Annotated in this window: 7 protein-coding genes; 3 read left to right on the forward strand and 4 right to left on the reverse strand. The window is 60.6% G+C overall.

What is annotated here, in order from left to right; genetic code table 11:
• Window positions 1-2 precede the first annotated feature (2 nt).
• A complete protein-coding gene (locus FJE54_RS15865) occupies window positions 3-4,418 on the reverse strand; it encodes a DNA-directed RNA polymerase subunit beta' (RefSeq protein ID WP_139653746.1) in 4,416 nt (1,471 codons plus the stop codon).
• Window positions 4,418-7,966, reverse strand: coding sequence for a DNA-directed RNA polymerase subunit beta (gene rpoB / locus FJE54_RS15870; protein WP_139653747.1), 3,549 nt, complete (start codon window positions 7,964-7,966; stop codon window positions 4,418-4,420). The genes FJE54_RS15865 and rpoB overlap by 1 nt, the downstream gene beginning before the upstream one ends.
• A 461-nt stretch (window positions 7,967-8,427) precedes the next feature.
• On the opposite strand from rpoB, the gene FJE54_RS15875 reads away from it, so the two are divergent.
• Together FJE54_RS15875 and FJE54_RS15880 are read left to right on the forward strand one after the other, a co-directional pair.
• The gene (locus FJE54_RS15875; RefSeq protein ID WP_139653748.1) at window positions 8,428-10,017 is read left to right on the forward strand and encodes a diguanylate cyclase domain-containing protein; all 1,590 of its coding nucleotides are present in this window, start codon (window positions 8,428-8,430) and stop codon (window positions 10,015-10,017) included.
• Between the two features lie 156 nt (window positions 10,018-10,173).
• Entirely contained in the window at window positions 10,174-13,419 is a 3,246-nt protein-coding gene (locus FJE54_RS15880; RefSeq protein ID WP_139653749.1) for a cell wall-binding repeat-containing protein, read from the forward strand.
• 158 nt (window positions 13,420-13,577) lie between these two features.
• Here FJE54_RS15880 and FJE54_RS15885 read toward each other — a convergent pair whose 3' ends face one another.
• On the reverse strand, window positions 13,578-14,423 hold the full coding sequence (locus FJE54_RS15885) for a DUF4097 family beta strand repeat-containing protein (RefSeq protein WP_139653750.1): 846 nt from the start codon (window positions 14,421-14,423) through the stop codon (window positions 13,578-13,580).
• 6 nt (window positions 14,424-14,429) lie between these two features.
• Entirely contained in the window at window positions 14,430-15,296 is an 867-nt protein-coding gene (locus FJE54_RS15890; protein ID WP_139653751.1) for a helix-turn-helix domain-containing protein, read from the reverse strand.
• 422 nt (window positions 15,297-15,718) lie between these two features.
• On the opposite strand from FJE54_RS15890, the gene FJE54_RS15895 reads away from it, so the two are divergent.
• The gene (locus FJE54_RS15895) at window positions 15,719-16,666 is read left to right on the forward strand and encodes a putative endonuclease domain-containing protein (protein ID WP_139653752.1); all 948 of its coding nucleotides are present in this window, start codon (window positions 15,719-15,721) and stop codon (window positions 16,664-16,666) included.
• Window positions 16,667-16,926: the final 260 nt, after the last annotated feature.

The following is a 16,926-nucleotide window of genomic DNA, read 5'->3' on the forward strand; positions in this document are numbered from 1 at the left end:
ATTTACTCTTCGTCGTCGGAGCTTTCGCCGCCGGAGGCTTCATCGCCCTCGGCGCTGGAAAGCCCGAATCCGAACGATCCCACCGAGCCCAGCAGTGCGTCGAGCTCTTCGAGGTTTCGTTGGTACGAGCGCGGCGGAAGCGCTTCGCCGAGCATGTCTTCACCCTCGGTGTTGAACGTCGGAGGCTCGTCGCCGCCGATGAGAATCGTATCATCCGGGCTGAACACCATGTCCAGAAGCTGGCTCATGTCATCGCTCGTCGCGGCAAGATCGTCCTCGATGACCTGGAGCAGGTTATGCTCCTCCAAGCCCTCCTTGAGCTCTTCGATCGCCTTGACGCCGATGCCCTCGATGCGCAGCAGATCCTCCTCGGTATGGCCCACGAGATCGGCGACCGTTTCGATGCCGGCCTCGGAGAACTTGTTGGCCCACCGTTGCGACACGCCCAGATCATCGTAGATGTAGAGGCGTGCATCCTCGTCGGTAAGCGCAGGCGTGCGGTGGCCGAGCGACATGCCGCTGTAGTAGTTCGTGTAGTTCGTACCCATGTTGAGGTAGCTGTCGCCGTCAAGCGACCAATCCTGCGGCTGCGGCAGCAGATCCTCGATGTCGCGCAGCGCCTCGGGGGCGAACTCGGGCAGCGTATCGCTCGTGACGCGATCGACCGGACGGCCCTTGTAGGTGAGGCCGACCTTGCGGTAGCGCGGCAGACCCGTGCCTGCGGGAATCGGCTTGCCGATGATGACGTTTTCCTTCAGACCCGCGAGGTTGTCGGTCTTGCCCTCGATGGCAGCGTCGGTGAGAACCTTAGTGGTCTCCTGGAACGAGGCGGCCGAGAGGAACGAGTCGGTGGCAAGCGATGCCTTGGTGATGCCGAGCAGAAGCGGCTGGCCCACCGGCGGCTCTTTGCCGTCGAGCACGAGCTCGTTGGCGACCTTCTCGAACTCGAAGCGGTTCACCTGGCGACCCGGCAAAAGATCGGATTCACCCGCATCGGTCACGGCCACCTTGCGCAGCATCTGGCGCGCGATGACCTCGATGTGCTTGTCGTTGATGTCGACGCCCTGGCTCACGTACACGCCCTGGACCTGGCTCACGATGTAGCGCAGCGTCGTGTTCGGATCGGTGAGGCGCAAAAGATCGTGCGGGTTCACCGAGCCCTTGGTGAGCTGCTGGCCCACCTTCACCTGGCTGCCGTCGAGCACGCCCGGAAGCATCTGGGCGCGAGCCGACACCACGTATTCGCGAATGTTGCCCTGTTGATCGTGGATCGTGAGGGTTTTCGTCTGCTTGTCGCCCGCGATCTGCAGTGTGCCCGCGATCTCGGCGAGGACGGCCTGGCCTTTCGGCTTGCGCGCCTCGAACAGCTCGGTAACGCGAGGCAGACCGTGGGTGATGTCCTCGCCCGCGACGCCGCCGGTATGGAACGTTCTCATGGTGAGCTGCGTGCCGGGCTCGCCGATCGACTGGGCGGCGATGATGCCGACCGCCGTGCCGATGTTGACGGGACGGGAAGTCGCAAGATCCCAACCGTAGCACTTCTGGCACACGCCCTGATCGGCATGGCAGGTCATGACCGTGCGGATGATGACCTCCTCAATGCCGTTGTCCTCAAGCGCCTTGATCTGCGCCATGGACGTCACGTACTCGCCCGCAGCCACGATCATGGAGCCGTCTTTCGCGACCGCATCTTCGAGCAGGCAGCGGCCGATGAGGTTCTCGTCCAGATCGCCCTTCTCGTTGTAGATCGGATACGGCACGCCGTCTGAGGTTTCGCAATCGATCTCGCGGATGATGACGTCTTGCGCGACGTCGACGAGACGGCGGGTCAGATACCCCGAGTCGGCCGTACGAAGCGCCGTATCGGCGAGGCCCTTACGGGCACCGTGCGTGGAGATGAAGTACTCGAGCACCGAGAGGCCCTCGCGGAAGTTCGCCTTGATCGGGCGGTCGATGATCTCGCCCTTCGGGTCGGACATGAGGCCGCGCATGCCGGCGAGCTGGCGGATCTGCTTGATGTTACCGCGGGCGCCGGAGAACGCCATCATGTAGATGGGGTTGAACTTGTCGAAGTTCTCGGCCATCGCCTCGCCGACCTCTTCGTTCGCTTCGTTCCAGATGTCGACGACCTGCTTGTGGCGCTCTTCCTGGCTCATGAGGCCCATCTCGTAGTCCTCGTCGATCGCATCGACCTTCGCATCGGCTGCGGCGAGGATGGCCGGTTTCTCGGGCGGCACCGTCGCATCGTACACCGACACGGTGACGCCGGCGCGCGTTGCGTAGTGGAAGCCCGCGTCTTTCAGGCCGTCCAAGATGGCGGGCACCGAAGAGAGCTCGTAGCGGTTGCACACATCTTCCACGAGACGGCTGATCTCCTTCTTGTTCATCTCGTAGTTGAGGTACGGGTAATCGGCGGGCAGCACGTTGTTGAACGTGATGCGCCCGATCGTGGTCTCGATGCGCTCGCCTGCCTTGTGGTCCTCGAACTCGTTGTAGCTCGTGGCCACGACGGTGTCCTTGGTGAGGCGCACCCAGATCTTGGCCTGCAGGTCGAGTTCGGCACGCGCATCGTAGGCGTTCATGGCGTCGTCGAAATCGATGAACGACCTTCCCTCGCCCTCGAAACCTTCGCGAGCGGCGGTCAGGTAGTACAGACCGATGATCATGTCCTGTGTGGGCACGGTCAAAGGACGGCCGTGAGCGGGCGATTTGATGTTGTTGGCCGAGAGCATGAGCACGCGGGCTTCGGCCTGCGCCTCGTTACCGAGCGGCACGTGCACAGCCATCTGGTCGCCGTCGAAGTCGGCGTTGAACGCGGTGCAGACAAGCGGGTGCAGCCTGATGGCCTTACCCTCGACGAGCACGGGCTCAAAGGCCTGGATGCCGAGGCGGTGCAGGGTGGGTGCGCGGTTCAGGAGCACCGGATGCTCGGTGATGACCTCTTCGAGCACGTCCCACACGTAGCTTGCGCCGCGGTCGACCGCACGCTTGGCGGCCTTGATGTTGGCGGCGTACTCAAGCTCGACCAAGCGCTTCATGACGAAGGGCTTGAAAAGCTCGAGCGCCATCTGCGAAGGCAGACCGCACTGGTGCAGCTTCAGCTGCGGGCCGACGACGATGACCGAACGGCCGGAGTAGTCGACGCGCTTGCCGAGCAGGTTCTGACGGAAGCGGCCCTGCTTGCCCTTGAGCATGTCGGAGAGCGATTTGAGCGGACGGTTGCCGGGGCCCGTGACCGGGCGGCCGCGGCGGCCGTTGTCGAAGAGCGAGTCAACCGCCTCTTGCAGCATGCGCTTCTCGTTGTTCACGATGATCTCAGGCGCGCCGAGGTCGAGCAGGCGCTTCAAGCGGTTGTTGCGGTTGATCACGCGGCGGTACAGATCGTTCAAGTCCGACGTCGCGAAACGGCCGCCGTCGAGCTGCACCATCGGGCGCAGATCGGGCGGAATGACCGGGATGACGTCGAGAATCATGTCGGTGGGCTTGTTGACGCTCTTCAAAAAGGCGTCAACGACCTTGAGGCGCTTGATCGCCTTCGCGCGCTTCTGGCCCTTGCCCGTGGAGATGGTCTCGCGCAGCTCGTCTGCAGTTTTGGCCAGATCGATGTCGTCGAGCAGATCGCGCACCGCTTCGGCGCCCATGCCGCCCTTGAAGTAATCGGAGTAGTTCAAGCGCATCTCGCGGTAGAGTGCCTCGTCGGGAACGAGCTGTTTGGGCTCGATCTTCATGAAGGCCTCGAACGCGTCGGTGCGCAGCGCCTTGCGCTCGTTGAACTCCTCGTAGATATCGGCGATTTCCTCTTCGACCTCTTCGGGGGCCATACGCTCGTCCTCGTCGACGTCGTCGACGAAATCGTCGTCCTCCGGCACGTAATCGGTGGACAGACGGCGGGTCGACTCGATGAGGCGATCGCGCTCGGCGTCGAGCTCCTCGAGATCGGCGGCCAGCTCGTCGCGCAGCTCGTCGACATCCTCCTCGCGGGCTTCCTTGTCGACCGACGTGATGATGGAGCTGGCGAAGTACAGCACCTTCTCGAGCTCCTTGGGCGGGATGTCGAGCAGGTAGCCGAGGCGCGAAGGCGAGCCTTTGAAGTACCAGATGTGGCTCACCGGAGCGGCGAGCTCAATGTGGCCCATGCGCTCGCGGCGAACTTTGGAGCGGGTCACTTCGACGCCGCAGCGCTCGCACACGATGCCCTTAAAGCGGACGCGCTTGTACTTGCCGCACGCGCACTCCCAGTCTTTCGTGGGGCCGAAGATCTTCTCGCAGAACAAGCCGTCTTTCTCGGGCTTGAGCGTACGGTAGTTGATGGTCTCGGGCTTTTTCACTTCGCCGCGCGACCAGCTGCGCACGTCCTCGGCAGAAGCAAGGGAAATGCGCAGGGCATCGAAATTGTTCACGTCGAATTCCGTCGTCATTATTCCTCCCCTCCCTCACCGATGAGGTCGTTCGTATTGCTGTAGCCGTCCGCTACGTCTTTCATCAAATCTCCCAGTTCAGCGGCGATGTTGTCGAGCGCGAACGCCGCGTCGTCTTCCTCGGTCTTCTTCGCGTCGGCCTGCAGCGCAGCAAGCAGTGCGGCATCGCCTGCATCCTGCTCGTTCTCGTGTTCCTGCGTGATGTCGATCGCGTGGTGATCTTCGCCTTCGAGCTCGACGTTCAGGCACAGAGACTTCATTTCCTTGACGAGAACCTTGAAGCTCTCGGGTACCTCGGGGGCGGGGATGTTCTCGCCCTTCACGATGGCCTCGTAAGATTTCACGCGGCCCGACGTATCGTCGGACTTGACGGTGAGGATCTCCTGGAGCACGTTGGAAGCGCCGTAGGCGTAGAGCGCCCACACTTCCATCTCGCCGAAGCGCTGGCCGCCGAACTGCGCCTTGCCGCCGAGCGGCTGCTGGGTGATAAGGCTGTAGGGGCCGGTCGAGCGGGCGTGGATCTTGTCATCGACCATATGGCCGAGTTTGAGGATGTAGCTCTGGCCGACGGTGATGGGCTCGCGGAACTGCTCGCCGGTGCGCCCATCGTAGAGCCATGCCTTACCGGTCGGCGTGAGCTGCGGCACGAATTCGTCGCGCGCATGCTCGCCGTACTTGGCATGGTTGATGTTCAAGAGGTTCCGGTTCGCCTTCATGATGGCGTCCGAGATCTCCTTCTCGGTCGCGCCGTCGAACACAGGCGTCGCCACGTGGATCGGGCCCTCGACAACCTCATCCGAGCTATCGGAATCGGACCAGCCCCATTTGGCGGCCCAGCCGAGATGGCATTCGAGCAGCTGGCCGACGTTCATACGCGAAGGAACGCCGAGCGGGTTCAAGATCACGTCGATCGGGGTGCCGTCGGCGAGATACGGCATGTCCTCGACCGGCAGGATGCGGCTGATAACGCCCTTGTTGCCGTGGCGGCCCGAAAGCTTGTCGCCCTGCTGGATCTTGCGCTTCTGAGCAACGTAGATGCGCACGAGCTCGTTCACGCCCGGCGAAAGCTCGTCGCCCTCGAGGCGCGAGAAGCGGCTGATGCCGATGACGCGGCCGCCGGAGCCGTGCGGCACCTTGAGCGAGGTGTCGCGGACTTCGCGGGCCTTCTCGCCGAAGATGGCGCGCAGAAGGCGCTCTTCGGCGGTGAGCTCGGTTTCGCCCTTCGGGGTGACCTTGCCCACGAGTACATCGCCCGGGAAGACTTCGGCGCCGATGCGGATGATGCCGTCGGCATCGAGGTCGGAGATCATATCGTCTGAGATGTTGGGGATTTCGCGGGTGATCTCCTCGGGCCCAAGTTTCGTATCGCGCGCATCGATCTCGTATTCGGAGATATGGATGGACGTGAGCAGGTCTTCGGCGACTACACGCTCGGACACGATGATGGCGTCCTCGTAGTTGTAGCCCTCCCATGGCATGTAGGCGATCATGAGGTTCTGGCCGAGCGCAAGCTCAGCACCGTCGCAGCTCGGGCCGTCGGCGAGCACATCGCCCGCTTGCACTTCGTCGCCCTTGCGCACGATCGGGCGATGGTTGATGCAACCGCTCTGGTTGGAGCGCTGGAATTTCGGGATCAGGTACTCGTCGTATTCGCCATCGTTGTTGAGCACGATGATGGTCTGGCCGTCGACGTAATCGACAACGCCCGGATTCTGGGCGACGAGGATCTCGCCGGAGTCGACCGCAATGCGGTGCTCGATGCCGGTGCCCACAAGCGGCGCCGACGGGCGCAAAAGCGGCACGGCCTGACGCTGCATGTTCGAACCCATGAGGGCGCGGTTCGCGTCGTCGTGCTCCAAAAACGGAATGAGCGAGGTTGCCACTGACACCATCTGGCGCGGGGACACGTCCATGTACTCGACCTGCGCGGGCGGCACCTCGTCGGGCTCGCCGAATACGCCGTTGGAGTCCTTCGTGCGGCAGAGCACGCGCGCCGCCTCGTGGAAGGTGCCGTTCTCGTCGAACGTGCCGAACGCGCGCGTATCGGGATCGAAGAGGTCGTTAGCCTGGGCGATCGTGTAGTTCTCTTCCTCGTCGGCCGTGAGGTAGTCGACCGTATCGGTCACCTTGCCCTGCTCGACGCGGCGGTACGGCGTCTCAATGAAGCCGTAGGGGTTAATGCGCGCATAGGTTGCGAGCGAGCCGATGAGGCCGATGTTGGGGCCTTCAGGCGTCTCGATCGGGCACATGCGGCCGTAGTGCGAAGTATGGACGTCGCGGACCTCGAAGCCTGCGCGCTCACGCGACAGACCGCCCGGTCCAAGCGCCGACAAACGGCGCTTGTGCGTGATGCCCGCTGCGGGGTTCGTCTGATCCATGAACTGCGAGAGTTGGGAGCTTCCGAAGAACTCCTTGATGGCCGCCACGATGGGGCGGATGTTCACGAGCGACTGCGGCGTGATCTCATCGGGCTCCTGCATGCTCATACGCTCGCGCACGACGCGCTCCATGCGGGAGAGTCCGATACGGAACTGGTTTTGGATGAGCTCGCCCACCGTGCGGATACGGCGGTTGCCGAAGTGATCGATGTCGTCGGTCGTGAAGCCATCCTGGCCGGCATGGAGCCCGACGATGTACTGCATCGAGCGGATGATGTCGTCGTCGGTCAGCGTGGAGCTTTCGTAATCGGGATCGAATCCGAGCTTCTTGTTGATCTTGTAGCGACCCACCTTCGCCAGATCGTAGCGCTGCGGATTGAAGAACAGGCCCTCGAGGAGCGTGCGCGCCGAATCGATGGTCGGCGGCTCGCCGGGACGGAAGCGCTTGTACAGCTCGATGAGCGATTCCTCTTTGGTCGTCGCGGGATCGCGGTCGAGCGTGCGCAGGACCATCTCGTCGTTGCCGAGCAGCGAGATGATCTCTTCGCGGCTTTCGGCCAAGCCGAGGGCGCGCAGAAGCAGCGTGGCCGGCTGCTTGCGCTTGCGGTCGATGCGAACCGACAGGATGTCGCGCTTGTCGGTCTCGAACTCGAGCCAGGCACCGCGTGACGGGATGACCTTTGCATTGTATATGGTTTTATCGGAAGTCTTGTCGCGCTCGGCGGCGAAGTACACGCCGGGTGAGCGGACGAGCTGCGAGACGACGACGCGCTCGGTGCCGTTGATGATGAAGGTGCCGCGCGGGGTCATGAGCGGGAAATCGCCCATGAACACGTCCTGCTCCTTGATCTCGCCAGTCTCACGGTTGATGAAGCGGATTTCGACGAAGAGGGGCGCCTGGTAGCTGACGTCCTTCTCCTTGCACTCGTCAACCGTGAACTTCGGCTCGCCGAACTCATGCCGGCCGAACTCGACGCACATGTCCTTCGTGCTGTTCTCGATCGGGCTGATATCGCCGAACGCCTGTGCAAGACCCTCGCTCTTGAACCATTCGAAGCTATCCGTTTGAATAGCGATCAGGTTCGGGACGTCCATGACGTCAGGGATCTTGGCGAAGCTTCTGCGATTCCTATAAAGGCTGGTGGGAGCACTTTTTTTAGCTTGAGCCACGAGGCTGTTCCTCCTTCATGAGAATCAGGTAAACTGCGAAAAAGTCGCGATTCCCTAAAATACGGCCCCGTAACCCTCCCGTCAAGAAAAAGTTTTTTGAATTGTGGTTGTTTTTTGATTTTATGAGCACGAACTGGGGTTTTGCAAATATGACATTTTGGTGCCGCAGGACGCGTGCACGGCTTTCTCCTTGGGAACGAATCTGGCGTACCTGGCAACAAAAGCACACGCCGAGCAGATGGAGCGCCTCCAACCGGTTGCCCGCCGCTCGACCGTGTGCCCTGTAGTGCGGCGGGGCCCGAGGAAAGCGACATCCGCCTTGGCTCCTGAGTGGGAATTCTCACCTTCATTCGTAATTCTTACTGAAATACTTGTAATTCTTCCTTCCCCACGCGCAGTTGTTGGCGCACAATACAGACAAGAGCGTTTCGCGCTCCGACTGCACGGCGAAAGGAAGCGCCATGTACCACCGTACCCTCCACATCGCGCTGTTCGGCACCGACTGCGAAACCGAAAAGGCCATCCGGTCGGTTGCGTGTCCCGAGCACTTCTCGTTCGATCTGAACGCGTATAAGACGTTCGACGCCGACGCGTTCGTTGCCTGCGATATCGCTCTCATCGACTGCGTCGGACTGTCGCTTACGGACATCACGCTTCCCCCGAAAAAGAACGCCGCGCGTACGGTCTTCCGCGTTGAGGCGCATCGAGTAGCGGAGCTGTTTTCATCGCATGCCAAAAACGCCGATGACATCTGGCTTTCACCCATGCCTCCCGAACTGGTCGCCTTCAGGTTCGCCAAGCTCATCGAGCACGAGAAGACAAGCGCCGACCTGGCACTTTCTCGGCAGTACCTCGACACGGCCATCGATTCGATTCCCGAACTCGTCTGGTTCAAAGACGCCCGCGGATCCCACCTCAAAGTGAACGACGCCTTCTGCAGAACCGTCGAGAAGACCAAAGAGCAGGTGGAGGGGCGCGGGCACTATTACATCTGGGACATCAGCCCCGAGGAGTATTCGCAAGGCGAGTACGTCTGCCTTGAATCGGAAGAAGAAACGATGGCGGCGCGCGCAACGTGCTTGTTCGACGAGCAAGTCAAGACAAAGAACGGCATGCGCCAGTTCAAGACGTACAAATCGCCGCTCTTCGACTACGACGGATCGGTGATGGGAACCGTAGGCATCGCCCACGACGTGACCGATCTCGGCAACATCGAAACCGAGCTCGAGATATTCATCGACTCGGTGCCGTACGCGATCGTCGTGCTCGACATCGACGAGACGATCCTTAATATCAACGAGAAAGCCGAAGAGTACTTCGCGGTCAAACGCGAGCAGGTTATCGGCGGCGCCTTCGATACCTGGAGAAGGCTCGTACTCGGAGACGCCGTGGTCGATTCGCACGACTTTTCCGATTCGACCTTCTTCTCGGCGGAAATCGACGGTACCATGAAGACGTTCGAGGTGAACCAACGCACGATCGTCGACGTATTCGAAAACGAAACCGGACAGCTGCGCATCTACCGCGACGTGACCAAAGAGCGCGAGCTTGAGGAGCGCGTTCTCAGAAGCGCAAATACCGACTACCTCACCGATTTGTGCAACCGGCGTTTTCTGTACGACCAGCTTGCGGCCCATGAGGGCGATCCCGTCGCGATCGCCTACCTCGACCTTGACGATTTCAAGGGCATCAACGACCGCTTTGGCCATCAGGTGGGAGACGAGGTGCTCATCGAGGCCGGGCGCGTGCTCACCGGCACGTACCCCGACAACATCGTCGTCCGCATGGGCGGCGACGAGTTCATCGTCGCGATATTCGATCCCCCCGCAGACGAAGTACTCAGAGAACGCGCATTCGACTGCATCGAGGCGATCGGCGAGCGGTTTTCTGCAGACGATTTCCCCCTTAAAACGAGCGGCTCGATCGGCATCGCCGTCGACCGTTCGGGCATGCTTTCGATCGACGACCTGATCAGGCAAAGCGATGAGGCTCTCTACCGCGCGAAACGGGCGGGCAAATCGCAGTGCTGCCTTGTGGAGGCTGCGCGATAGCGCTACCATAGCGCTTTGAGGGTCTATTCGCCACCGTCTGCATATCATTTTTTAGAAAACATCTTACATATAATTCTGTATACTGCTATACTCTGCCAACTTAGGTAAGATCTTTCATATATACGTACAGAACTTTGAGAAAGGACGGTCAGCGACATGGTTCGAACAGTTCGAAACCTCTTCGCCTTTTTCATGGCTTGCGCTTTAGCGTGCATGTTCTTGGGGACACCCCTTGCATCCGCGTATGCCGAAGAAGCGGCTTCCCCCGCTTCTGGGCCCCTTGAAATCGGCATCGTTACCGATGAGGAAAGCGACGCTTCTCACAATCAGGCGGAACAATATCCCCCTTCCGAGGACCCCCTCGCTTCCCCCGATTCGCTCTCTCACAACGCAGGCAACGGACCTGCTTTCCCTGGCGACGCGACGGCCTATGCCCCGCTTTCCTCGCCCACCACGCAAGCGGAGCTGCAACAGGCGCTCATCTCCGCCTCAAGCGGAACCACCATCGAGCTTTCCCAGGACATCGTGATCGACGGCAACGGCATGACGTACGATCATTCCTCCCAAATATGGTCGCCGGCTACCGACGTGCCGCTTTTCATACCCTACTCGCTCTCTTCGATCACGATCGACGGCAACGGCTACAGCCTCAAGCTCGCGCCCGGCTACACGGGGCTCCACATCAACGCCGAGGATCGCCCGTCCGCCTCGCGAACCATCACGCTTAAGGATCTCGTGCTCGAAGGTCATAACGTCGGCATCGATCCCGCCACGGCGCTCGACGTGCGGCTGCCGGGCGGCGGCATGCATGTTGACGGCTTGTACACGACGCTCGCCTGGAACAACGTCACCATGACGGGAGTCCACGGCATAGGAACGGGCGGCGGACTCGTCAACTACGGCTGCAAGGTCGTTCTCACTGACTGCACCATCAAGGACGTGTCTGCCACGAGCAACGGCGGATTCTACACGTCGTCGGGCGGAGGCAACAGCTACGGCGGCGGCCTCACGATGAACGGCGGAACGGTTACGGGCGCACGCTCGGGTGGCAACGGCGGGTTCGCCCTTCTTTCGGGCGGCTCGCACATCTTGACTGGCGTCACCTTTGAAGACTGCTCGGCTGCCGGCGAAGGCGGCGCCATCTCGAACGCGCAAGGATCGAGCACGTATGCCCTCGTTTCATGCACGTTTACCGGCAACTCGTCGGGTGGCGGAGGTGGCGCGGTTCACGCCCAGAACGGTGGCCACACCATCACCGACTGCACGTTTACGGGAAATACAGCAGGAACCAATCCGAGCGCGTGGCTCAAGGTCGGCGGGGCGCTTTACCTCAGCCACACCACGCAATCCAATTTCTCAACCATCTCGGGATGCGCCTTCACGAACAACACGGCCACAGACGACGGCGCGGTTTACGGCCAAGGATTCGATTTCGCGAACGTGAGGTTCATCGGCAACAGCGCAACCGCGGGCTCAGGCGGGGCGGTGAACTGCAATCCCCATACCTGGTTCACGCTGAACGGCGGGTACTTCGAGGATAATTTCGCTTCGACCGGTCAACTCAACTGGGACGTCGACAACCCGCAATCGTGCCTTGATTCGGGGCTCGCCTTCTCCGACCTCGCAAACCACTACAAGGCGAACGTCGCGGACGAGACCGGTTTGACTGCGCAGGCGGCAAACGCCAGGGTGGCGCCTTCGAACTGCATGAACAACTACGATATCGCCCCCTACCCGTTCACCACCTACTTTTTGACTACGGGCACCGGTGCCGTATGGAGCGATCGCGGCACCGATGCGCAGCGCTCTTTCAACGTGGGCACGCAGACGATATCGGATGCGTTCGATAGCCGCAGCATCTCGGTTTCGCACGAAGACGGCAAGCGCCTGCTCGGTTGGTGGTTCCCCATCGGTCAGCTTACGTCAGGCGGCGTTCCGGTGACGTTCGAGGGGTACGGCGACGACCCGTACGTCATCTCGTACGGCGTGAACGATGCGTTGCTCAAGGCGCAGGGCTTCGACGAGAGCGCCATCGTGGACGAGAGCACCTATGTCATCCGCGGAAGCTACCACTACCTTGTTCCAATCTGGGAGGATCGAGCCGACCTGGTATACCATCCCGATAGCTCCACACAGGTAGCGGATCCCGACGGCCCCTTCGGCATGCTCACCGAAACGCCCGCAAAAAGCCTTGGGGCGCTCGGGGCCGAATCGTCGGCGCCCGAAGGCCAGGTGCTTGTCGGCTGGGCGCTGACCGAGCACACCGTCGACGGCGAGACGCTCTACGCCCCCGGTGACAGCATTGTGGTGGAGACCGACGATCTCGAGGACGGCGAGGTGCACCTGTACGCGCGCTACGGCGATGCGCCGGATCCGTTCGAACTTTCGGTTGCGCGCCTGTACGGCGAGCACCGCTACGCAACCTCGAAGCAGGTTTCGACCTACGAGCGCACGACCGAGAACACGGTGATCCTTGCCTCGGGCGACGATTACCACTTCCCCGATGCGCTCACCGCATCCTCGCTTTCCGGGCACCTCGGAAACGCGCCCATCGTACTCACGCCCACCGACTGGCTTACCAAGGAGGCGAGCACGGCCATCAACGACGATCTTTCGGCGGGCACGGTCATCATCATCGGAGACCAATACGCCGTTTCGAACGAAGTAGAAGCCGCGGTGCGGGCGCTTCCCTCGGTTGCCGACGTACAGCGCATCGGCGGTGTCGATCGCCAGCATACCGCCGAGCTCATCAACGACGAAATCGGTTCGGACCGCTATTCGACAGCCATCATCGCACGTTCTGACGATTTCCCCGATTCGCTTACCATCTCGTCGTGGTCTGCTATTACGACAAGCCCGATCTTCCTGACCGAAAACGGATCGGCAAGCCTCACCGCAGAGACGAAAGCAGCGCTTGCCTCCGGCGGGTTCAACCGCGTGATCGTGCTCGGCGACCAGTACGCGGTGGCCGATTCGGCGCTCGAGGAAGCGAAAGCTGCAGCAGGATTGACCGATGCGCAGGTGATTCGCCTCGGCGGCGTCGACCGCTACCACACCTCTTCGCTCGTAGCGGAGTGGACGACCTCGAACGATCGCTCTGACTTCGAGCGCCTGTGCTGGGAGAAGCCCGCCATCGCCCGCGGCGATGTGCACGCCGACTCGCTCACCGGGGGCGCCCTCCAAGGACGCGATCGCTCGCCCGTGCTGCTCACGAACGGCTCGGCGGCAAGCGATTACGCGACGGCTTTGCTCGCCGCGCAGGACGGATTGGTTTCCGAGCTGCGTTTCTTCGGGGATCACTACGCGATATCGATCGAGACGACCAAGGCGTTCATCTCGACGCTCACCTGGGATTCGATTTCCTGGAAGCCCGACGATGGCGTAGCCATCGACCTGACGTAGGCTCGGGGGCCGTCGTATGAAGGCGCCCGCCGAATGCGTTTCGGCGGGCGCTGCTGCATAGGGGATTCTGACACGTCCGCGCGGGTTGCGCTGGCTGTTCAAGGTTCAGGGATCGGCTGACCGGAGTTCGGGATCGCAGTCGGACCGACCGCACGAACCTACTGCGTTTTGCTCAGGATGAACCTGCCCGACGCCATATCGATGTCAAACGTGGCTCCGCCGTTTTTGTGCACGTAGGTGCCACCGCCTTGCTGAGACGTTTCGAACTGGCTTTCGAACGAACCCGACGCTTTATCAACGTAGGCCGTGAATCCGTCGTTTTCGGGAATCGACACGGCGATGGTTCCGCTTGCCATGTCGGCGTCGATGGTGCGCGGGCATGCACTGCTTATCACTTCGATGCGGCCCGACGCCGCATGGGCCTTGAGCGTCTCGGTGACGGTGCCGTTCGCGAACGATTTGCCGCTCGCGACGTCGATGGCAAGCTCGCGCGCCGTGAACCCGTTTGCCTCGAGTTCGCCTGAAGCAAGGTCGACGTCGAGCTTATCGCAACCGATGCCATCCACGTTGTAGTACCCCGACGCTCCATCGATGTCCACCACGCCCAAACTTGCGGCGTATTTTTCGGGAACCCTGATTTCCAAGCTCTTACTGCCCCAGAAAAAGCACGAGAACCATCCGCCGTAGTCGATGTGCAGCGTATCGCCCGACACCTTCCAACGCATCTCGCGGCCCTTCGTAAGGCCCTCGCCCGTTTCGATAAGCTCGATCTCATCTGTGCTCGAGGCGACCACGTGCATCTGAACCGACCCCGCCGCCCAATCGACTTCGATGTTCTTAACGTCGCCTGCGGCGACGGTTGCGCTTCCGATCATAGTATCGCTCCCTAGTCTCAGCTGCCATGTCGAGCAGCTCGCTCCGAATCCTGCGATGGCGAACAGCGCCACGGCAAGCAGGATCGCAACGGTGATTTTGGCGTAGGACGCCCCTGTCAAACGAGCCATGGTTTCCTACCTTCTGTTGTTCGGGTCGTTGTCGATGACGTGGGCAATGTAATAGTAAAGGGGGATGGTGAGGAACACGATCCACGCCGGATGCCAGATGCCCCAGAAAAACCCTGCAAGCAGAAACACGATCACGCACAAAATCGGATACGGGAAGCTCGACCACGAACCTTTGCTGCCGGCGTTGATCTCACCTGTAGCGCTGCGCATCTCGCGCTCGACGTACGCGTCCTCCCATTCTTTGCTGCCAACGGGATACTGCGCTGGATTCGGCTGTGGCGCAACGCCGGGCGCGGGAGGCTGGCCGACGGTACCGGAGCCGTACGTCTTGCCGACGGCACCGGGTATGGGAGGCTGTGCGGGCATGGTGTAGTACGGATACGGCTCGCCCGTGGGCGGCGGGAATGCGGATGCTTGGCCAGTCCCCGGTGTGGCGGGCCCCTGGACAGCTCCCGATGCAGCGGGTGCTTGGTGCGCTTGGGTAGTACCCGATGGGGCGGGCGCTTGGTGCGCTTGGGCTGCTGCTGCGCTCTGGACAGCTTGAACGTGCGCGGCTGCTGCAGCCGCTTGCGCTGCGGCAACGCTCGCCTTCTCGGCGGCTGCTTGCGCTTTTGCCTCGGCCGAGACGGTGCGGTCTTGAGCTTCGTAGCGAATATCGTCTTCGAGGTCTTCGTCGAAGCGAAGCAGCTCGTCGAGTGTCACGCCGTACAGTTTCGCGAGCGCGACCAGGTTTCCGGTGTCGGGAGACGATTCCGCGCGCTCCCACTTCGATACCGCTTGACGGGACAGTCCGAGCTTTTCGGCAAGCTCCTCTTGGCTGTAGCCCTTATCGCGTCTCAACTCTGCGAGGCGTTGGGCGATCTCGACGTTCATGAATGATTCCTTCCGTGATGTTCGGGCCATGTTGCTTTTCTCTTTCGTCGACACGTCCAACACTATCGTTGCGGCAGCGGTTGCACCAGCAAGTCTGGTAATCATTTTACGCAACCGACGGTTGCATTTACGTGTGATATGGGGAAATGTCAAAAAACCGCGCGAAGCACGCAGGGTGGTGAGTGTTTGGTTTTGGGGATCGAAAGCAACTCCGCCCACAGGCTACGTAGACTTTGCAGAGAACCGTTCGCATTCGCACGTAAAAGCGGTAAGGTTCACGTGATATCGGTGCAAGGTGCTTATGCTACGCTCTATGTATGAAGTATTTCATCGGATACGATTCGGCTCTTGAGTTTTGGCGGTCGCCGCTTGCCCCAGCCCGACCGCAGCCCACTCGCGCGCTCCCTACACCAAGCTCACGCATGAACCGAAGCGAATTCAGATCGATCGATTTCGCCAGCCTCGGCATTTCTGAAAAACCTGTGCATCTCGTTATCGCCGACAATGCCAGCCGCGTACGGTTCGATCATGTAGTATGCCACTGCGTCGGCGCATCAATCCCCCGAGGCTCCTTCGTCAAACTAACGGATACCGCGTATGTGAGTTCCGTTGACTTTCTGTTTCTCCAAAAAGCATCTGAATACACCGTTTCCCGATTAGTGCTGCTGGGCATGGAATTATGCGGAACATATGCGCTTGACGAAACCGATCCTCGAGGGTTTCGGGATCGAGAACCCCTCACGTCAGTTTCGAAGCTGCAGCGCTTCGTCGAGAAGGCGGGAGTTATGTACGGTACCAAAAAAGCCCGAAGGGCATTGAGGTTTCTTGTCGACGGATCGGCTTCACCTATGGAATCCATCCAAGCAGTTTTGTTTTTTCTGCCCTGCTCTCTCGGAGGACATGGGGTCGCACGCGGCGAGCTAAACGGCCGCATCGAAGCAAGCGTAGGGGGTAGGCCCTTTCCGAACAACACATTTTATCGCTGCGACATCCTCTGGCGCGCGCACCGTCTTGTAGTGGAATACGAAAGCGATATGTGCCATACGGATCCCGACCGAATCTCCGCAGACTCGAAACGTCGCACCAGCCTAATTGCCGCAGGATACACCGTTGTAACGATCACTAAGAAGCAGTTGTTCGATGCACGAGAATTTGAAAAGATCGCCAATCTGCTGATCCGGCATACGGGTAAGCACGTTCGAAAGCAGCCTTACAATATCCTCACCAGAAGACACGCTCTGCGCAAAGAGCTTTTCGCAACCATCCCGAAGGCAAAAGGCCAAAATCCTTGCGCGCCGCCCGATCACGTCGAACCATCGGACGGCAACGATGCCGACAGGGACCCCCAAAACGTCGAATCACATACATAGATCACTTGCTGGCAAGCATGGCTTAACGTGCATATGAGACCTATCGTGCGCTTATGTAAAGATTCGGATTCAGGATCTGCTTACAGCTGGAGCAACGCCCGGGCAAGAAAACCAGCTTCTTGCAACAGATTTTTGGCTGTGTTAGACCACTGTTGACATATTCCAGTACTCTCCGAAGGGAAACGGAGTTGAAGGATAGTTCCTTCTGGTCGTCTCGTATGTTCCGCTTATGGCATTTGAGTACAGCACCTCACGACGGT

It is taken from the genome of Raoultibacter phocaeensis (assembly GCF_901411515.1).
Taxonomy (GTDB): Bacteria; Actinomycetota; Coriobacteriia; order Coriobacteriales; family Eggerthellaceae; genus Raoultibacter; species Raoultibacter phocaeensis.